Source organism: Pseudomonas sp. MF6396 (genome assembly GCF_002018915.1).
GTDB lineage: Bacteria > Pseudomonadota > Gammaproteobacteria > Pseudomonadales > Pseudomonadaceae > Aquipseudomonas > Aquipseudomonas palmensis.
The window spans coordinates 160,610-180,929 of the sequence record NZ_MVOK01000005.1; the positions used below are offsets into that span (position 1 = coordinate 160,610).

Here is a 20,320-nt window from a genome sequence, read left to right on the forward strand (position 1 = left end):
GGTGCTATTATCTGATATAGGCTATTTTGTCTCACCACTATAATGTTATTTTCGATTTTGTAATCTGTACCAAGTTGCACGACTAATACCAAGCTCATCCCACGGGTTTCCGTTAGCTGTTATGATTGCAGGTCTTCCACCCTTACCAACTAATCCGCCTTTGCGTCCTCTTATGGCCTGTATCTCGCTGGTGTGGGTTCTGGCGACATAATCGTCAAAGGTTCGACGGTTAAAGTTCCTATGCGTCCACTTCGCTACGCTCTTGGCGGTGTGTTTAACCTCGGATATATCTAATGGTGTAGTAAAGTTGACGTTGTAGCCCGTGGCTCTATCAAAGCAAGCGTTTAGCCATTGGTTGTAGTCGGGCCAGTCTTGGCTGCGGATAGCTTTGTATGCCCAAGCCCTTAACTCATCGAAAAGCATACAGTTACGGCCAAGGCCATAATCCTCTACAGGCTTCTCTCTGGCTTTTTCTGGGGTTAGGTCGATGTAGTCGGCTAAGTCGTCCAAGGTGTATGGATTGGCCTGCCATTGGTGAACCATCCAGTGGGCGTTGATCGGGTTCTTGCAGATCAACCCGGAATAGCCTCTGTCTGCTCCTAGACGGTTACGCAATCCTGCCTCGATGGCCGCAGCGTATCGTAAAGGGGCTGTTTTACCGTCCATAGCAGTTCGGATAGGGGTTTGTAGCAAGTAGAGCAAATGGGCGTGCCCATTGGCCGGATTTCGGGCTATTAGGTTCGGAGCTGGTGCCCCTACGTGATCCCAGTGCATACCGGCGTCGGCTCGGTCTAAGTCAAAAACCATCCAATATCTATGCGTAGGCCCATTGGGCTGAATAAGTCTTGCAAACTTTGCTTTTTCTTTTTTGTTTATTTTTAAACCGCTGGTTAAATCATCGGTGTGATAAGGTCTTCTTGGTAAGTAGTCCTCAAATAGTTTTACGCATCCCATTGTTATCCTCTTCTAATAGTTATTTAGAAAAAGAAAACCTTGGGAGATGACTTGACAATAAGCTTTTTGATGATTAAATGAGTGTGTTGATTAAAGTTTTTAAAATTTTATTGTAGTATCCTTAGCCACCTTCCCCAAGGTGGTTTTCTTTTTCTGCTCCTTTCAAGTTGCCATACTTTCGAGGTTTGTCAAACTTGGATGGTAAAAAGCCCGCTTAATCGCGGGGTTTTATTTGTTTTTGTATAGACTTCTTTTTGCTCTCGCTGCCTTTGCATCTACCGCCTCCTGCTTATCAAAATCTATTATTTGGGTGCTGGTGAATGTGTCGGATATGAAGAGCTGGACCTTTTCTTTAAAGCCAAAATTAACCATATCAGGGTCTAGTCCTTTTTCTTCAAGCTGTTCTTTCACAGACCATAGGTAATCGTGTCGCTTTTCTTTTCCCATGTATTTAGCGGTCTGTAAGATATTTTCTTTCATTTCTTGATAGAGGGTTTCTGTGTTCTCATGCATTCTATTTGCATGAAGAACCTTGTCCACCTTCACGTCAAATTTATGGATTAGTGGTTCTAGTTTTTCATCAAGTATCATTATAGCTTGCTTAATTCTTTTGTGTTTTGTCGATTCTGCTGTCACTTTCCCTTTTAAATCATTTAGTTTTTTTTGTAATTTATCTTTTTCTGTTTTGAAGTTTTTTCGTAGCTCTACTTTTTTATTTTGTAGCTGTGTAATGTCTTGCTGAATATATATTCGTTTTTGCGTTAAGGTGCTAAGGGTTGTCGTGTTTTCTTTGAGTTTGCTGTCAAACTGGGCAAGTCTTTTGCCCCAATATGTTTCGGCCTTTTCAATTTTCATTTGTAAATTAAAGCTGACTTGTTGGCCTTGGTGTATTTCTTGGTCAATCGTGCCTTTTATTTGTTTCTTGTTTTCGACTTCCTCTGCGACTTCCATAAGTTTATTTTCTATCTCTTCAAGTTGCTCTTGTCGCATTGTATAAAGGTTAAATGCTCTATTTTCTTTGGTTTTCTTACTTTCAAGCCTGATTTTCTTTCTAAGTTCAAGGTTTTCTTGGGTCTGTTCCAATCTATTAGCTACAAGTGAGATGTTCTCAGTTTTGAATTTTTTATTGATGTGCTTGTAAAATAGCTCCTGCAACGCTTCGCCTATTATTTGGCTCTCCTGATATGTCTGTTGCTTGGTGTTTACAGGCGTGTAACTCTTGAAAAATTCAAGATGTTTAATGACTTTGTTGGCAAGCACCGCTTGCTGTTCTGTCAGGTCGTATTCCCCTGTTCTTTTGTTTTTACAGTCGATAAAAATATGAGGGTGGTCGCCAACCTTCTTTTTACATCCCTCTAATTCATCGCCGTGGTAAACCGTCAATAGGACGTTATAGTCGGGAAAATATTTGGCGTAGAAGTCCTGAATTGCAGAAACGTAAAATTCAGCCGGTAGGTCTACTTGGTTGTGCATGGGGAATTTAAAGAAGGCCTCTTGGATGACTGTTTTACGGCCATCCAGCGGCTTTTCTGCTTGGGTGATGGTGTTGTGTAGGTCTATATAGTTTTGGACGCTTTTGAGCTTCTGGGCCTTCCTGCTGACCTCGAAGGCTTCAAAATCTTCTTTGACCTGTTCGCCGTCAATGTAATCGCCACGGTCTATCAGATTATCAAGGTAGGCGGCTATGGGCTGGCCTGCCTCATCTTTAATGATTTTCTTAATTTTGTATTTATATTTGCCTTTGGTTTCTACGTCTTCTTTTCTCTGCTCTTTGCTTCTATTGACCAGATGAAAAGGCGTTAGTGTGTCTTTAATGAATGACAAGGCCGACGCCTCATTCATTGGTACAGGCTTACCATTGACTATAAATATGTTCTTATTGGATAAGTCTTCATCCCATTGTATTTTCTTTTCTTCTTTGCTGTGAACACGCAAGGAATGCTTTAAGGATTTACCTAATTTTTTAAGTGTGGAGACGGAAAAATTAAGTCTCTTATATAGCATGGTTGTGCTTTTGATTTCATTACTCATTTAACCCTCAGTAGTTGTTATTTTTTACTCCTAAATTTCAGCGAGATGCTTTTGCTTTGCTCTTGGGTATCCAAAGGGGCACCCTTTGGCCCGGCGTTACCACTTCTCATCTTTTGCGAAGCAAAAGTGTGAAGTTGTAACCAAAGGGTTGATAAATGCTTCATATCGCTTTGCTCATTGCCCTTATTTATAATTTACCATAGATTAAATTTTGATCAAATGTGTTGGCTGTTTGTGCTTGCGTATGCGTGCGTGCGGTGTAGTAATCTTTATTATTGTTATCTAATATATTTGATATCTATATATTGATAACTAAAGACGCGAGCGTGTGCGTGTATACACATGAGGCGTGTGCAGGGGCGTGCATTATGCGAGGTGATTTGTGAAAAAAGATGGTGGTTTAGAAAAGGTCAAAAGCTATTCTGGTGGTTAAGAACATCGTATTTTTTATTTTTACTCTGGGTTTTAACGTGTAACGCCTTGGTTATTTAATGTGTAACCCCTCCAAAATGCCGGGTTTTAGAGGGGCTTATTTTTATTTTATGATGTGGGAAAGGTCTGGTATTCCAAATGGCGTTAGTGGAGCTTTTTGTTTGAAAAATTGATGTGTGTAAAGGTTGAAGTCTTTTTCACCTTTTATACGGATGTCCATGCCGACGAGGTTTGTTTCTTTGTCAATTTTAACGTCGAAGGTGATTCCTCGCGTGATGAAAAATGTATTGAGCTTCAATCGGCCTTCTTCTGTTTCGTATAGGGCTATTATGTCTTCGTAGGTGGTGATTTCGAGCGTTTCCGCTTCGATTGCTAACGTGCCTTCAAGTTTTTGGATCTCGCTTTCTAACACTGTGATCCGTGCTTCGCTATCGGCCACACGCCTGATAAATGTATTTGGAATTATTCCGTCAAACTGAGCTAGCGAAGCCTCTAACATCTCCAATGTGGTTTTTTCGGTTGTTAGCTTGGCTTTCTTGGCTCGTATTTCTTCTTTTGGTGCCGAAGTATCACGAACGGAAAAGAAACGGCTGAATGCGTCGTTTACGGTGTCCATTTGCTTGTATTGGTCTTGGCTGAACCAAGTGAAGTCTTTTCGTTTCTTGTCTGTTCGCTCGTCAATGTAACGATTTTCCGATAACTGCCTAACGAAAGCGAGGAATGTGCCGAAGACAAGCTCAAATCTAATTCTGTTATTACATTCGCATACTCGTTCGGCTCTGTTAGAGCAAACAAGGTAGGCGTAGCGTTTTTTCTCGGTTCCTAATATTTGTAGGTTGAAAATCATTCCGCATTTATGTTCCTCACATTGGATGCAGTGCCGAAAAATATTGTAGTGGTGGGGTGTCCTACGTCCGTATTTTCGTCCATTTAATCGGGTTTTCATCGCTGCAACGGCTGCACTGAATTCTATTTCATCAATGATTTTTGGAAAATAATCGGGAACATAACGGTCAAACGCTTTGGTGCCGTTCTCGTTTCGTCGTTGCAAGCGTAGAACGCCAATTGGGCTTTTACTGTTGATAAGATGTAGAACTGATGTTCTCGTCCAACGGCGTTTTGAATTTTTGTTTACTTGCTTAACGCTCTCCAATACTCCTACGTGTTTGAGTAGTTCGAAAATCTGGCGAATTTCTTGGGCTTCTTCTTCTACGATGACAAAGGATTGGCTTTGTTCATCGAAACGAAAGCCGTAGGGGCATCGCTTACCTATAACGTTGGTTTCTGCTGTGTCTCGCTTTTTTACCCACACGGATTTCAAGCGTTTGCTCTTGGTGTCGCTTTCTTCATGTGCTCGTTTGGCGATGACGCCCACAAGGATCAGCGTTTCGAGGTCGCGGCTTGGATCGTCGTAGGAATATGTCTTGTTGTCGAAAACGGTGTGTAGTCGCACGCCTTTTTTGAGAATTGACTGGATTAGATCAACGGAGTCGGTGAGTTTCTGGCGGGTTAGACGGTCGATTGATTCGACAATGATGTAGTCGCCATGCTCAATTTCTCCACTCTCTATCCTGTCCAACAATCCTTTGAGTTGTCCGATACGGGCGTTTGCACCACGAAACGCACTGATCCCCTTGTCGATGACTGTTTCAACCACGGGAACGCCTGTGACCTCTGTAAATGCTTGGAGTGGGGTGGTCTGACGGTCGTGGCTGTCTCGGCCTTCTTCGCCTTGCGAGGCGGTTGACCATCTGACGTATGCGTATGCCTTGGGCATTGAATCGGCTCCGGGTAGGTTCTAGCTCATTTTATTAGAAAATAGCTTACCGTGGTCCTCGGGCAACCTGGACAGCATCGACGTGGTGCGCGGCGCAGGCTCGGTGCGCTATGGGCCGCAGAACGTCGGCGGGGTGATCAACTTCGTCACCCGAGCCATCCCCGAGAAGGCCACCGGCGAGCTGGGCACCACGATCCAGACCTCGCGTCATGGCGGCTGGAAGCACATCGAGTCGGCCTTCCTTGGCGGCACCGCCGACAATGGCCTGGGTGCGGCGTTGCTGTACTCCGGGGTCAAGGGCAATGGCTACCGCAGCAGCAACAACAGCAACGACATCGACGACGTGCTGTTCAAGACCCACTGGGCGCTGACCGACCGTGACGAGCTGTCGCTGAACTTCCATTACTACGATGGCAAGGCCGACATGCCCGGCGGCCTGACCCAGGCCCAGTTCGACAAGAACCCCTACCAGTCCGACCGCGACCACGACAACTTCACCGGTCGGCGCAAGGATGTCTCGCTCAAGTACCTGCGCCAGATCGACGACGTGACCCAGTTCGAGGTGCAGACCTACTACACCGACAGCTTCCGTGGCAGCAGCATTGCCGCGCGCGACCAGCAGACGCTGTCGTCGTACCCGCGCAGCTACCACACCTTTGCCGTCGAGCCGCGCCTGTCGCGGGTGTTCGTCACCGGCCCGGCCACCCAGGAGGTCAGCGTCGGTTATCGCTACCTCAAGGAAGCCATGCACGAGCAGGCCACGCGCCTGGCGCTGATCGACAACGTGCCCACCGTAACCCCGGAATCCGACGGCCACGTGTACCAGGACCGTACCGGCGGCACAGAGGCCAGCGCCTACTACATCGACAACAAGATCGACGTGGGCAACTGGACCATCACCCCGGGCGTGCGTTTCGAGCACATCAACACCGACTGGAACGATCGCCCGGTCATGGGCCTGGGCAACAAGCCGGTGGTGGCCAAGAGCCGCAGCGTGACCAGCAACGAACCGCTGCCGGCATTGAGCGTGATGTATCACCTGTCCGATGCGTGGAAGCTGTTCGCCAACTACGAGACCTCGTTCGGCAGCCTGCAGTACTTCCAGCTGGGCCAGGGCGGGCAGGGCGACCAGACCGCCAACGGCCTGCAGGCCGAGAAGGCCAAGACCTACGAGATCGGCACGCGCTATGACAACGGCAACTGGGGCGGCGAGCTGACCGCGTTCTACATCGACTTCGATGACGAGCTGCAGTACATCAGCAACGACGTGGGCTGGACCAACCTGGGCGCGACCAAGCACCAGGGCATCGAGGCCTCGATGCACTACGACCTGGCAGGGCTGGACCCGCGTCTGCAGGGCTTGAGTGCGAACGCCGGCTTCACCTACACCCGCGCCACCTATGAAGGGGCGATCCCGGGCTTCGAAGGGCGTGACCTGCCGTTCTACTCACGCCAGATCGCCAATGCCGGGCTGCGTTACCAGGTGGACCGCTGGACCTGGAATGTGGACGCCTATGCGCAATCCAAACAGCGTGCTCCGGGTACCGGCATGACCAGCAAAGGTGCCTTCACCGGCGACTACATCACCGAACCGACGGCTGATGGGCAGTATGGCGACATTCCGGGGTATGTGACCTGGAGTGCGCGGGGCGGGTATGACTTTGGTGCCCAGCTGTCGAACCTGAAGCTGGCGGCGGGGGTGAAGAACATCTTCGACAAGCAGTTCTTCACCCGTTCCAGCGACAACAATTCGGGGATCTACCTGGGCGAGCCGCGCACGTTCTATGTGCAGGCCAGTGTAGGGTTCTGACAACGCCTTCGCTACGCCGATCACTCAGGCCATGGCCTGCCGGACCGGCGTTGTCAGCCTTGTCTGTTCGGCAGTAGATCGCGGTGGAGCTATTCAGGCCACCGTTTCGGCCGGCGACACGATGCTGGTCTTCATGCCCCGCGAACGCCCCGAACTCAGGTACGCGGCAATCGATTCCTGGGTGACCTCGCCCAGGAACACGTTCTCGGCGTCCAGTACCGGCAACCACGAACGGTTGAACTCGTACATGCGCGACAGCAGGATGCGCAGGTGCTCGTCATGCGCGGCGGTGGCGTTGAACGTGCGCAGGAAGTCCGCGCAGGTGCCCTGCTGACGGTGCAGGTCGCGCCGGCGCACATAGCCCATCGCCTTGTTCTGGCCATCGGTGACCACCACGTAGCGACGGTCATGTTCGTCCATCAGCTCCAGCGCATCGGCCACCGACGTCTCGGGGCTCACCGATGGCGCGTTGTCCGCCGCATCCTCGGCACGCACCAGCAGCAGGCGCTTGAGGGTGCTGTCCTGGCCCACGAAGTTGCTCACGAAGTCATCTGCCGGGTGCGCCAGCAAGGTGTCGGGGTGGTCGATCTGGATCAGCTTGCCGGCGCGGAAGATGGCGATCTTGTCGCCCAGCTTGATCGCCTCGTCGATGTCGTGGCTGACCATGATCACGGTCTTGTTCAATGCACGCTGCATCTCGAAGAACTCGTTCTGGATCATCTCGCGGTTGATCGGGTCGACCGCACCGAACGGCTCGTCCATCAGCAGCAGCGGCGCATCCGCCGCCAGCGCGCGGATCACGCCGATACGCTGCTGCTGGCCACCGGACAGTTCACGCGGGTAGCGGTGCAGGTACTGCTTGGGCTCGAGCTTGATCATGCTCATCAGCTCGCGGGCCCGCTCGTGGCACTTGTGCTTGTCCCAACCGAGCAGGCGCGGCACCACGGTGATGTTCTCCTCGATGGTCATGTTGGGGAACAGGCCGATCTGCTGGATCACATAGCCGATGGTGCGACGCAGCGTCACCGCGTCCAGGTCGGTGGTGTCTTCGCCATTGATCAGCACCTTGCCCGAGGTGGGCGCGATCAGGCGGTTGATCATCTTGAGGGTGGTGCTCTTGCCGCACCCGGACGGGCCGAGGAACACGCAGATCTCGCCTTCGTTGACCGTCAGGCTTACCGAGTCGACGGCCTTTACGTCCTTGCCGTTGCTGTGGAAGGTCTTGCACAGGTTCTGAAGTTCGATCATTTGAGCAGTCCTTTTGGAGTCAGCGAGCGTTGCAGGGCTTGCAGCAGCAGGTCGGCGAAGATGGCCAGCAGGCTCACCAGCACGGCGCCGACCAGCAGCATCGACATGTCGCTGCGGCTGATGGAGGTCAGGATAAGTACGCCAAGGCCACCGGCACCGATGGTCGCGGCAATGGTCATCACGCCGATGTTCATCACCACGGCGGTGCGTACACCGGCCAGAATCACCGGCACCGCAATCGGCAGCTCGACCATGCGCAGGCGCTGGCCGAAGGTCATGCCGATGCCGCGGGCGGCTTCGCGTATGCCGGGCTCGACGTTGGTCAGCGCCAGGTAGGTGTTGCGCAGGATCGGCAGCAGTGAATACAGAAACACCGCGGTGATCGCCGGCAGCGGGCCCAGGCCCTGGCCGAACTTGGAATAGAACGGCAGCAGCAGGCCGAACAGGGCGATCGACGGCACGGTCAGCAGCACCGTGGCGCTGGCCTGCAGAGGCCCGGCAAGCACCGGAAAGCGGGTCATCAGGATGCCCAGCGGTACGCCGATCAGAATGGCCAGGGTGACCGCGATGCCGACCAGGGTGATGTGCTCCCAGGTCAGTTGCAGCACCTGGGCCCAGTCCAGGTGGGCGAAGGTATCAAGCAGACTCATGGTTGCTCCTCGGCAGGTGGATGCTGGCGCAGGTAGGTGGCGGCGACTTTGCTCGGGCTCTGGTGCTCGACGTCCACCTTGGCATTGAGCTGGCGCATGGTCTCGTCATCCAGTTGCTCGGCCAGCGGCTTGAGCAGCCCGGCCAGTTGCGGATGAGCGTCGAGCACGGCCTGGCGCACCACCGGGGCGGCGGTGTAGTCGGGGAAGTAGTGCAGGTCGTCGTCCAGCAGCTTGAGGTCGAAGGCGCTCAGGCGCCCGTCGGTGGTGTACACCAGCCCGCTGAACACCTGGCCGTTGCGCAGCGCGGTGTACACCAGCCCGGCATCCATCTGGCGGATGTCGCGGCGGGTGAACTGCAGGTCGTAGGTCTGGGTCAGGCCCACCAGGCCGTCGGGGCGGTTGGCGAACTCGGTGTCCAGCGCCAGTACATGGCTGCGGTCGGGCTCGTCGCGCAGCACCTGATTGAGCTGGCTGATGCTGTTGACCTGCGGGTACTGCTCGGCGATGTTGCGCGGCAGCGCCAGGGCATAGGTGTTGCTGAACTTCGAGGGTGCCAGCCACACCAGGCCCTTCTTCGCGTCCAACTGCTTGACCCGGGCGTAGGTGGCCTCGGCGCTGTCCATGCGTTCGTCGATATGGTTGTAGGACACCAGCGACACGCCGGTGTATTCCCACACCATGTCCAGTTGGCCGCTTTCCTGCGCGCTGCGCGCCAGGGTGCTGCCCAGGCCGCCGGTGATGCGCACGTCGAAGCCGTGGCTGCGCAGGTACTGCGCGGTGATTTCGGCCAGCACCGTCTGTTCGGTGAACACCCGCGCGCCGAGGCGGATCAGGGGTTTGTCGGCGGCCTGGGCGAATCCTGCGAACAGCAGGGCCGCGCCCAGCAACAAGGCGATTCTTTTCATGGGGGTTCCTTCGCTTAGTTGGCCAGGCCGCGTTCGAGCCAGCGGCGACTGCATTGGCTGACCAGCGCATCGAGCAGCAGGGCGAGCAAGGCCGTGGTGGCGGCGCCCAGCAACAGTTGCGGCTGGTTGTTAAGGGCGATGCCGGGGAAGATCAGGCTGCCCAGGCTGTTGGCGCCGATCAGGAACGACAGCGGCGCGGTACCCACGTTGATTGCCAGTGCCACTCGAACGCCGCCGACGATGATCGGTACCGCATTGGGCAGCTCGACACGCCACAGCGTCTGGCGCGGGGTCATGCCGATGCCGGTGGCGGCTTCCTTGAGCGAGGCGGGGACGTTTTTCAGGCCTTCGTAGGTGTTGCGCACGATGGGCAGCAGGGAGGCGAGGAACAGCGCGAAGATTGCCGGGCCTGCGCCGATGCCCAGAAAGCTCAGGGCGATGGCCAGAACGGCCAGGGGGGGAACGGTGTTGCCAATGTTGAAGATCTGCATGAAGCGTTCGGCGCGGTCGACCCGGTGCGGTCGACTCAAGGCAATGCCGGCGGGGATACCCACGGCCAGCGCCGCCACCATCGAGCACGCCACCAGCATCAGGTGCGCTTGCAGGTAGAACCACAGATCGGCGCGGTAGTGCGCGATCGTATCGATGCCGATCCAGTGGATCAGCAGGGCCAGGATGACGAGCGCGGCGGCCCATCCCATCAGCCCCTTGCCATAGCGTTTAGCCACAGGCGGACTCCTTTTTTTGTCGGCGGGCACACTCCCGTGGCGGCTGCCGGTCCAGGCAGCAGGCAGTGTGATCGCGATAAGCAGCGGGTCGCTCCGGTAGAGCGGAACACGCCATGAGCGCAGCCTCGTCAGGCGCATGTTGCCGATGAAACCCACCCTGACGAACTGTTGAAAACCGTATACGTAACATCTCGTAACAGGGCAGTGGACGTCTCCGCAGTCGCAAAGGTTCCCATCCGAAGCGGCATTTGGCCAGCGCAGATCGACCCAGTGGTTCAGTTAGGGGGTGAGTTTGGGCTATAATCGCCGCCCTTTTTTGAATCTCCAGTCAGGCGATTTCCCATGACCAACCAGGCCGCCGAAGTCGCGAAACGCCGCACCTTCGCCATCATTTCCCACCCCGATGCGGGTAAGACCACCATCACCGAGAAGCTGCTGCTGATGGGCAAGGCGATTGCCGTCGCCGGTACGGTGAAATCGCGAAAGTCCGACCGCCATGCCACCTCCGACTGGATGGAAATGGAAAAGCAGCGCGGCATCTCCATCACCACCTCGGTGATGCAGTTCCCGTATCGCGACCATATGGTCAACCTGCTCGATACCCCCGGCCACGAAGACTTCTCCGAAGACACCTACCGCACCCTGACCGCAGTGGACTCGGCGCTGATGGTGCTCGACGGCGGCAAGGGCGTAGAGCCACGTACCATCGCCCTGATGGACGTGTGCCGTCTGCGTGACACGCCCATCGTCAGCTTCATCAACAAACTCGACCGCGATATCCGCGACCCGATCGAGCTGCTCGACGAGATCGAGGCGGTTCTCAAGATCAAGGCCGCGCCGATCACCTGGCCGATCGGCTGCTACCGCGACTTCAAGGGCGTGTACCACCTGGCCGGTGACTACATCATCGTGTACACCCCGGGCCACGGCCACGAGCGTACCGAGGTGAAGATCATCGAGAAGCTCGACTCGGATGAAGCCCGCGCCCACCTGGGTGACGAGTACGAGCGCTTCATCGAGCAACTGGAACTGGTGCAGGGCGCCTGCCATGAGTTCGACCAGGACGAGTTCATCAACGGCCAGCTGACCCCGGTGTTCTTCGGTACCGCGCTGGGCAACTTCGGTGTCGACCATGTGCTCGACGCGGTGGTCGACTGGGCGCCACGTCCGCTGCCACGTGTGGCCCATGAGCGCACCGTGGAGCCGACCGAAGAGAAGTTCAGCGGCTTCGTGTTCAAGATCCAGGCGAACATGGACCCCAAGCACCGCGACCGCATCGCGTTCATGCGCATCTGCTCGGGCAAGTACGAGAAGGGCATGAAGATGCGCCACGTGCGCACCGGCAAGGACCTGCGCATCGGCGACGCCCTGACGTTCTTCTCGTCCGAGCGCGAGCAGCTCGAAGAGGCGTTCGCCGGCGACATCATCGGCCTGCACAACCACGGCACCATCCAGATCGGCGACACCTTCACCGAGGGCGAGAGCCTGGGCTTCACCGGTATCCCGCACTTCGCCCCTGAGCTGTTCCGCCGCGTGCGCCTGAAGGACCCGCTCAAGTCCAAGCAGCTGCGCCAGGGCCTGCAGCAACTGGCCGAAGAGGGCGCCACCCAGGTGTTCTTCCCCGAGCGCAGCAACGACATCATCCTCGGCGCCGTGGGTGTGCTGCAGTTCGACGTGGTCGCCAGCCGCCTGAAGGAAGAGTACAAGGTCGAGTGCGGCTACGAGCCGATCACCGTGTGGTCGGCGCGCTGGATCAGCTGCGACGACAAGAAGAAACTCGAGGAATTCAGCAACAAGGCCGTGGAAAACCTGGCCATCGACGGTGGCGGTCACCTGACCTACCTGGCGCCGACCCGGGTCAACCTGGCGCTGATGGAAGAACGCTGGCCGGACGTGAAATTCCGCGCCACCCGCGAACACCACTGAGTTTTCGCACACCCCACGCCCGCGCAGCCCCCTGGCTGCGCGGGCGTTTTCGTTTCAGCCCCCCGCCGCCGGTGGGCGATGGCTTGCCTGGCCCAGGCGGTAGACCAGCAGGGTCAGCGAGTCGGCGTTCTTGAGCATGATTCGCGAGCGCACCACCGCATCGTCCAGAAAGCGCTGGCGCGCGACCGCCAGGTCATGGGTGTCGGCGATCTTGAGGATCAGGCTCAGGCCCTTGTTGTCGTCACGGGTGATGTCGCGTCGGGTACCGTCGCGTGAGCGCACCACGAACAGGCGCCGGGCCGGTGAACGGTGAGAGAACGCCTCGTCGTGCTGGCGCCTGAGCCAATCCTGCTGCTCGCCGGGCATGAGCAGGTCGGCAAACGCCAGCGAGGCATCCAGGTAGCGCATGTCGCGTGTGTCATAGGCGATATGCGAGAACTCGTGCAGCAGGCAGTTGGCACGCGCAATGGCATCGGCTTCCTGCCAGGACAGCTCGGGCCTGAGCTGGAGCCTGCCCAGGTAGCTGACGTCGAAATAAGCGTCCAGCAGAAACAGTTGCCGGAGCGGGTCATGGGGCGAGGTGAAGGCAATGCCGGTGTAGTTGCCGATATTGCTGGCCAGGATGTAGCGCCTGGACGTGGCGACCGAGTAGTCCTGCGAGGTCATCAGTTCGAAGAGTTTTTCCACCGGTTCACGTACGCGCTGCAGCAGCGCTTCGTCGGGTTCGACGCCGAAGAAACCGCTGAGGATCGTGCGGGTCTGTGCCGGCATGCGTTGCACCGGGCTGGCCTGCTGCAGGTTGTCCAGGCAGATGCCCAGGTAGTCGAGCGCCGTGCGGTGTGCCTGGCGCAGCATGCGCGCACGGGCCGGCATGAGTCGCTGGATCTGGCGCATGCCCACGGCCCGGATGACGATATCGTTGCCGGCCATCACCTGACGCGAGGCCCACCCGCCCAGCCTGCCGATGATGCCACCACTTAGCACGGGTATGGCCTGCTGCGGGTCGATCTGCCAGCGGCCGTTGCCTTCGCTGAGCAGGCGTGGCCCTGGTTCGTCGATGTCCGGCGCACTCAGGTGCCAGCGCTGGTCCAGCTGGCGAACGCCGTACACCTTGCCCTCCAGGCAGGCGAACTGCGTCTGGCCATCGACATCGGTATAGATCTGCTCGCGGCTGGCCAGGCCATCGAGGGACTGCTGCGGTACTTCGTAGGCGGACAGCCGCTGGTGCGACGCCTGCCCCAGGCGCCGCCAGAATTCGCCTTCGTCGGCCGGCAGCGCGCCAGGGCCCTGTTCGCGCACGCCATGCCCGGCCAGCAGGCCCTGCACCAGGGTGCAGGTCAGTTCCGACAAGGCCTGCGCCCAGTCGCCCGAGGGGCGCTCGGCCAATTGCAGCAGCGACAGTTCGCCCTGCCACGCGGCCAGCAGCAGGCCGATGCGGCCGGGGATGAACAGGGTCAGCTGGCTCCAGAGCAGCCCGAGTACCTCTTTCAGGGTGGCCCAGCGGGCTTCGGCGGTACTCACCAGTTGGGTACGGGCCATGCCCTGCAGCAAAGCTGCATTGGTCTCGAACAGGTACTGCAGGGCGTTGCCATGCACCGGGCGCCAGGCCAGGGTCACCGGCTGCTGGGCATACAGGGGCAGCTCGAAATCGAATTCGGCGCTGTAGGGCAGGTGGGCCTCGGTGAACCCACCGTGGTCGTAGCGCGGGCGCATCGTGTCGGGCATGCAGGCCAGTATCCGGGCCTGCAGGGCCGGCACGCTGCGAAGCTGCTGCAGCAGGTCGGCCGAACTGCTGAAGGCCTGGAACAGACCGCCGGCCTGGTACGGCGTGTACATCACCACGGGGCCGGGCGCGGGGCTGGCGTACATGAACAGGTACACCCCGGGCACGGTATCGGGGGGCAGGCCGCTGTCGGCGATCAGTTCCAGGGGCACCAGTTGTGCGGCGGGGGCTGGCAGCTGGTCACGGGCGGTGGCGTCGGGCTGCTCGACGACGGCGCGGATGCACTCGACGTCGGCTGCGCCCAGTTGCCCCTGGAGCCGGGCGCGCCACGCCGCTTCCAGCAGTTGCCCCGGCAATTGCCGGCAGAACAGCCGCAGGCGCCTGGGGTAGCTCGCATGGTCGCGGTCCAGTTGCTCGGCCAGCAGCTGGCGATAGCCTTGACCCAGGTCCAGTTCGCGCACCAGCGCCCGCAGGTAGGCGGCATCGATGCGCGCAGGCACGGTCATGTCGCCCTCGAGCGTGATTGCGGTGATGGCGTGGTCCCAGTCGCGGTAATGGTTGAGCGCGTAGTCGACCAGCGTCTGGCGATGCTGGATGCTGGCGGCCGCTTCGCCTGTGGGGACCTCACCGGTGGGCGGCAACGCGGTGACCCAGCGCGTGGTGGTGATCAACAGCTGGTCGGCAGGGTAGCGGCCGGCCGCGAAGTCCTGGTCCAGGCGGGCCTGAACCCGTTGGCGGGCATAGTCGGTCACCGCCGGGATGTCGAACAGGTAGTCCTGTGGTGACGGGCTTTGCAGCAGGTTGCGCCCCAGAACCTGCAGGTAGCCGTACTGTTCGGTGGGGGCGGCCTGCGCCAGCCAGTCAGGCAGATGGCCACGCAGGCGCCGGGCACTGGCCAGGCGCTGCAGACGCTGCAGGTAGCGCAGCGTGCCAGGCGGGTCGAGCGTGCTGCGCAGCAGGTCGGGCAGGTGTGCGGCAGGCAGGCCGCGCCGGGTGAGCCGGTCGAAGGCGCGCCGCGTTGCGGCCACGTCGTGTTCGGCCTGCCAGCTCTGCAGGTGGTGCGCAGGCGCGCCTGCCAGCGCCAGCCATTGAAAGCGTTGCGCGGCGGGGTAGCGCGCTGCGACGGCCTGCTCCAGCGCAAGGCGCGAGGTGAATGCGGCAAAGCCCTGGTCGAGGGTCCACAGCAGCCACAGATCGGGCTGTGCCTCGAGCGGCTGGCGGGTCAGCAGCAGGGCCTCGCTGCTGGGCGCCTGGTCCAGGGCCAGTTGCCAGGCCCAGGCCGGCGCTGCCGGCGAGGGCGCCGGAAACAGGGCGGCGTGAATCAGCGCGCGTGCCGAGGCTGGCAGCAGGCTGTCGTGGTCGAGCAGGCGGTATTCGAGGGTCAGGGCCAGTTGCCACAGGTGCTTGAGGTACGTGCGTCGCTGCGCTTGATACTGCGTCAGGGCGCTCGTCAGTTGGCTGGCGGTGGCATCGGCGACCTGTGCGACAGCCTGTCGGGCCAGCGCCAGGTCGAGCGCAGGCAAGGCCACAGGCTGTTCGGCCACCACCGGGCCGCTGACCAGCCAGCGTTCATCCAGCGAGGTACCGATACCGCCGAGCCGCTGCCACACCAGCTCGGCCAGGCTCAGCCAGGTGCGCCCGGCGCCGGGCTGACCCAGGCGTACCTGGGTCACTGGCGGGCCCTTGTCCAGCACTGCGGCAAGGGCCTGGTCGAGCCCTGCCGCAGTCACCGCCTCCAGGCCTGGTACCTCTTCGAACAGTGCCTGCGCGTGGCCGGTCAGTGCGCTCACCAGCCGGTTCAGTTCCTCCAGGTCAGCGCCGGCTGCCTGTGCCGACGCTTGCAGCCGGGCCAGGGTGGCCGGGCTGTCGTGGGCGTGGGGCGAGGTGCCCAGACGCGCGAGTTCGCCGGCCAGTCGACTGTCGAGGTCCAGCGCCTGGCGGCATGCCTGATAACCGTCCTGGCCGCTGTCATGGCGCAGTTGTGTTTCGATGTCCTGTTGCTGGGCGCTCAGCACCTGGCCAACCCAGCTGTCCAGTGCAGGGGCGGTCAGCGGTTGCAGGTGCAGGGCGCTGATGCGCAAGGCGCCCAGCTGGCTCTGCCGCGATGGGCTGACCACCGGGCGCCAGCTGTCGCGTAACCGGGGGTCGGTCAGCGACGATAACAACGCCCGCTTGCTGGCATGGCGCTCCAGCCCGCGTGCAGCACACCAGGTGAACACCGGGCCGGCACGGGTGCCGAGCGCGAGCACGCCCTCGAGCAGTTGGCTGTGGCCTTGCGCGGTGGTGACGTTGAGGCTGAACGCCTGCAGGGGCGAGAGGGCCTCGGTGTCCAGCCATTGCAGCAGCGCTGCGTGGTCGGTTTCGGCAAGGGCGCTGGCCCAGGCCTGGCGCGTGATCGCCTCGCGCACGCGCGCGCCCATCAGGCGGGCCAGTTGCCGGGCCGGCGTGTCGCTGCCGGCCTTGGCGGTATGCCAGTACCGGTGCAGTTGCCGTTGGCAGTCGCGTGCCGCCGCCAGGCGCTGCGGCGCCGCTGCAGCGGTAGCGGTGGTGGTGGCCAGGGCCTGCTCCCATAACGAGTCTGCTGGCGGCTGGCCCAGTACCTGCTGCTGCAGCTCGCCCAGCGCCTGGCCCTGGCGAGCGGCGATGACCAGCATCAGGTACTCGAACACCTCGTCCTCCAGCCGTTCGACCTGAACATCCACGATGCCGCCCTGGCCTGCCAGCAGGCGATCCCTGGGGGCGATGTAGTGCAGCAGTACGTGCGGGTGGCCGCTGCTCAGCAGTTCAACGAGGTGGTGCTTGAGCTGGGTACGGTCTTCGAAGCGCAGCAGCCCCAGCAACGGGTGGTAGAAAAAAACACGGGGGTGCGTGCTGCGGCTCAGCAGCAGGCTGGCGGTCAGTTCGCTGGCGTGGGCGCTGGCGGTGATCGCGCTCAGGCGGTCGATTCGCGGCGCGTCGGGCCCTGGCGCCTGCAGCCAGCCTTGCAGCCAGCGATGCTCCTCGTCATCGAGGCTGTCTCGGGCCTGTGCCAGGTGATCGGCAAAGCGCTGGCGCAGCGCAATGCGGTGAAAGTACGGCAGGGTCTTCAAGGGCATGGTGTGTGCTCGGCAGTGGATGGACGCCGGGCAACGGGCGGGCTGCGCTGTTGCCCCGGCAAGGGCTTCAGGCTGCCGGGGCACACAGGCCGAGGGTGGTATCTATTGCAGGGTGGCTCAGTTGCCGGCCTTGATGCTGGTCCAGATGCGGGTGCGCAGGCGGTCGATCTTGGCCGGCATGGCCTGCAGGGCGAACAGCTTGCCGAGCATGGGATCGGTCGGGTAGATCATGCTGTTGGCCTTGAGCGCCGGGTCCACCAGGCGGTCGGCTGCCTGGTTGCCGTTGGCGTACTGCACATGGTTGCTGATGTCGGCCATCACCTCGGGTTGCAACAGGTAGTTCATGTAGGCATAGCCGGCCTTTTCGTCCGGGGCATCGGCGGGCATGGCGACCATGTCGAACCACATCGGCGCGCCTTCCCTGGGGATCTCATAGCCCACCTTCACCCCGTTTCTGGCCTCTTCTGCACGGTTTCTGGCCTGCAGCACGTCGCCGGAGAAGCCCACCACCACGCAGATATCGCCGTTGGCCAGGTCGCCGGTGTACTTGGAGGAGTGGAAGTAGCTGATGTACGGGCGCACCTTCATCAGCAGGGCCTTGGCCTTCTCGTAGTCGGCCGGGTCCTGGCTGTGGTGCGGCAGGCCCAGGTAGTTGAGCGCGATCGGCAGCAGTTCGGGGCCGTTGTCGAGGATCGCCACGCCGCAGCTCTTGAGCTTGCTGATGTTCTCGGGCTTGAAGATCAGGTCCCAGGAGTCCACCGGGGCATTCTCGCCCAGCGCCGCCTTGACCTTGTCGATGTTGTAGCCGATGCCGGTGCTGCCCCACAGGTAGGGGAAGCCGTAGCGGTTGCCCGGGTCGTTGACTTCCAGCGCCTTGAGCAGCACCGGGTTGAGGTTCTTCCAGTTGGGCAACTGGCGCTTGTCCAGCGCCTTTAGCGCCTTGCCCTGGATCTGCCGGGCCATGAAGTGGTTGGAGGGGAACACCACGTCGTAGCCCGAATTGCCGGTCATCAGCTTGCCGTCGAGGGTCTCGTTGCTGTCGAACACGTCATAGGTGGGCACGATGCCGCTGGCGGCCTGGAAGTTCTTCAGGGTGTCGGGGGCGATGTAGCTGGACCAGTTGTAGATTTTTACCGAGTCGGCCGCCTGGGCGATGGAGGCGGCCAGCAACAGCGGGGCGAAGAGCAATGGGCGCATGTCCGGATTCCTTGCTTGGTCTGTTTTTGTCGAAGGAGGCAGGCGATCAAAGGATCAGAAAATCAATACGTAGGTCTTGCGCACGGTCTCGTGGATATCCCAGATACCGGTGCTGTTGGCCGGCAACATCAGTGCGTCGCCGGCTTCTATGGTCAGCGGCTCGCCGCCATCGGGGGTGAAGGTGCAGCGGCCCTTGATGAAGTGGCAGAACTCCTGCTGCTCGATCTGGCGCCGCCAGCGGCCCGGGGTACATTCCCAGATGCCGGTTTCGACGCCGTCGTTGCGCTCCACGCAGGTCACCGAGGTGACCGCCACCGGCTCGCCCAGGGGCACGGCCACCGGGTTTGACTGTTCGAGAGCGACGCTATGGGTGTGCTTGAACTGGGTAATGCGCATGCCGGTGGTCCTGTGCAGGGGGAAGTCAGTGCATCAGGCTTTCCATGAAGTCCGCCACACCGCTGGCCAGGCGCCGGCGCCAGGGGGCGCTGGCCGGGTTGGCAAGGGTCTGGTCTTCGTGGACGAAGCTCTTGATGATCGCGTTGTAGCCGAGCCAGCGGCACGGCTCGGGCTCCCAGCGCGCCAGGCTGTTCAGGCGCGCCGCGGGGTGTACCCAGGGCTGGGCGGTGAGTGCGTTGCGTTGGCCCAGGATCAGCGCCGCCACGGTGCGCCCGCCCAGGTTGCTGGCGCCCACGCCTTCGCCGCCATAGCCACCGGCCAGGGCGATTCCCTGCTCGGCATCGCACAGCATGTGCGGGCGAAAGCGCCGCGCCATGCCCAGGTTGCCGCCCCAGGCGTGGGTGATGTCGACGTTCTTGAGCTGCGGAAACAGCTCGCCGAACAGGTAGCGGCGCAGGCCGATTTCGCTGTCGCTGAGGGTGAAGTCTTCGCGCAGGCGCCCGGCGAAGCGATAGCCGCCGCGGGCGCCGAACACCAGGCGGTTGTCGGCGCTGCGCTGGCCGTAGGTGACCTGGCGGCTGTTTTCGCTGAAGGCCTGACCGGCGTTCAGCCCGATCTGCTCCCACACCTGCTCAGGCAGCGGCTCGGTGGCCACCAGCAGGCTCTGTACCGGCAACTGATAGCGACCCAGCGGCGGCAGCCCGACGGCATAGCCTTCCACCGCCGGCACCACCCACTGGCAGCGCACCTGTGCCTGGGCGGTGCGTACCTGACCCTTGTGCCAGTCGATGACCGGGCTGTTCTCGTAGAGCTTCACCCCCAGACGCTCGACGGCCCGGGCCAGGCCGCGCACCAGTTTGGCCGGGTGCACGGTGGCCACGTTCGGCGTGTAGATCGCCCCATAGGGCTTGGCGATGCGCAGCTGCGCGGCCAGCTCGACCGGGCTCAGCCAGCGATACTCGGCCTCGTTCAGGCCCTGCCGGTAGAGCTTTTGCAGGTAACTGCGCAGGCTCGCTTCCTGCTCGGGGTAGCGCGCCGCGCAATAAAGGGCGCCGCCCTTGCGGTAGTCGCAGTGGATGCCATCGCGCTCGAGCACCGTTTCCACTTCGTCGGGGATGCCGTGCAGCAGGTCATAGGCGTCGCGGCGCTGTTCGGGGGAGCAATCGGCCAGCAGGCGGTCTTCGCCCAGCAGGTTGCCCATCAGCCAGCCGCCGTTACGCCCCGAGGCGCCGAAGCCTGCGATGTTGGCCTCGACGATGGCGATGTTCAGGTGCGGTGCCTGGCGCTTGAGGTAGTAGGCGCTCCACAGGCCCGTGTAGCCGGCGCCGATGATGCATACATCCACGTCCAGGTCCTGGCGCAACGCCGGGCGCGCGATCAGCGGCTCGTCAAGCTGGTCCATCCAAAGGCTGATACTGCGCCATGCCTGCATTGTGTTCGGCTCCACA

12 protein-coding genes and 1 pseudogene are annotated in these 20,320 nt (G+C 59.9%); 2 read left to right on the forward strand and 11 right to left on the reverse strand.

Annotated elements, in window-relative coordinates; translation table 11 throughout:
• Positions 1-45: 45 nt before the first annotated feature.
• The 3 genes from MF6396_RS06870 to MF6396_RS06880 all read right to left on the reverse strand — a co-directional run bounded on the left by MF6396_RS06870 (position 46) and on the right by MF6396_RS06880 (position 5,194).
• Entirely contained in the window at positions 46-954 is a 909-nt protein-coding gene (locus MF6396_RS06870; RefSeq protein WP_078479956.1) for a replication initiation protein, read from the reverse strand.
• Between the two features lie 228 nt (positions 955-1,182).
• Positions 1,183-2,985: a hypothetical protein gene (locus MF6396_RS06875; protein WP_153046067.1), complete on the reverse strand. Its 1,803-nt coding sequence runs from the start codon at positions 2,983-2,985 to the stop codon at positions 1,183-1,185.
• A 535-nt stretch (positions 2,986-3,520) separates the two neighbouring features.
• Positions 3,521-5,194, reverse strand: a complete 1,674-nt coding sequence (locus MF6396_RS06880; RefSeq protein ID WP_078479958.1) for a recombinase family protein — start codon at positions 5,192-5,194, stop codon at positions 3,521-3,523.
• Positions 5,195-5,240: 46 nt separating this feature from the next.
• On the opposite strand from MF6396_RS06880, the pseudogene MF6396_RS06885 reads away from it, so the two are divergent.
• Positions 5,241-7,004, forward strand: a pseudogene (locus tag MF6396_RS06885) (TonB-dependent receptor family protein); the annotation flags it as partial.
• A 93-nt stretch (positions 7,005-7,097) separates the two neighbouring features.
• On the opposite strand, the gene MF6396_RS06890 reads toward MF6396_RS06885, so the two are convergent.
• Genes MF6396_RS06890 through MF6396_RS06905 form a run of 4 tightly spaced genes read right to left on the reverse strand, consistent with a single transcriptional unit; the run spans position 7,098 to position 10,535 of the window.
• On the reverse strand, positions 7,098-8,252 hold the full coding sequence (locus tag MF6396_RS06890) for an osmoprotectant ABC transporter ATP-binding protein OsmV (RefSeq protein ID WP_043862505.1): 1,155 nt from the start codon (positions 8,250-8,252) through the stop codon (positions 7,098-7,100).
• Complete coding sequence (locus MF6396_RS06895; RefSeq protein WP_043862504.1) at positions 8,249-8,902, reverse strand: ABC transporter permease; 654 nt, start codon at positions 8,900-8,902, stop codon at positions 8,249-8,251. The genes MF6396_RS06890 and MF6396_RS06895 overlap by 4 nt, the downstream gene beginning before the upstream one ends.
• Entirely contained in the window at positions 8,899-9,807 is a 909-nt protein-coding gene (locus MF6396_RS06900; RefSeq protein ID WP_078479959.1) for a glycine betaine ABC transporter substrate-binding protein, read from the reverse strand. Before MF6396_RS06900 ends, MF6396_RS06895 begins: the two co-directional genes overlap by 4 nt.
• A 14-nt stretch (positions 9,808-9,821) precedes the next feature.
• Entirely contained in the window at positions 9,822-10,535 is a 714-nt protein-coding gene (locus MF6396_RS06905; RefSeq protein WP_054916398.1) for an ABC transporter permease, read from the reverse strand.
• A 342-nt stretch (positions 10,536-10,877) separates the two neighbouring features.
• On the opposite strand from MF6396_RS06905, the gene MF6396_RS06910 reads away from it, so the two are divergent.
• Entirely contained in the window at positions 10,878-12,461 is a 1,584-nt protein-coding gene (locus tag MF6396_RS06910; RefSeq protein ID WP_043862501.1) for a peptide chain release factor 3, read from the forward strand.
• A 54-nt stretch (positions 12,462-12,515) separates the two neighbouring features.
• Here the strand turns inward: MF6396_RS06910 and MF6396_RS06915 are convergent, their stop codons facing one another.
• From MF6396_RS06915 to MF6396_RS06930, 4 genes are all read right to left on the reverse strand, one after another.
• A complete protein-coding gene (locus MF6396_RS06915) occupies positions 12,516-17,279 on the reverse strand; it encodes a dermonecrotic toxin domain-containing protein (protein WP_078479960.1) in 4,764 nt (1,587 codons plus the stop codon).
• A gap of 117 nt (positions 17,280-17,396) precedes the next feature.
• Positions 17,397-18,476: a polyamine ABC transporter substrate-binding protein gene (locus MF6396_RS06920; RefSeq protein WP_078479961.1), complete on the reverse strand. Its 1,080-nt coding sequence runs from the start codon at positions 18,474-18,476 to the stop codon at positions 17,397-17,399.
• 54 nt (positions 18,477-18,530) lie between these two features.
• The gene (locus tag MF6396_RS06925) at positions 18,531-18,872 is read right to left on the reverse strand and encodes a cupin domain-containing protein (protein WP_043862498.1); all 342 of its coding nucleotides are present in this window, start codon (positions 18,870-18,872) and stop codon (positions 18,531-18,533) included.
• Positions 18,873-18,897: 25 nt separating this feature from the next.
• On the reverse strand, positions 18,898-20,304 hold the full coding sequence (locus tag MF6396_RS06930) for an NAD(P)/FAD-dependent oxidoreductase (RefSeq protein WP_078479962.1): 1,407 nt from the start codon (positions 20,302-20,304) through the stop codon (positions 18,898-18,900).
• Positions 20,305-20,320 lie beyond the last annotated feature (16 nt).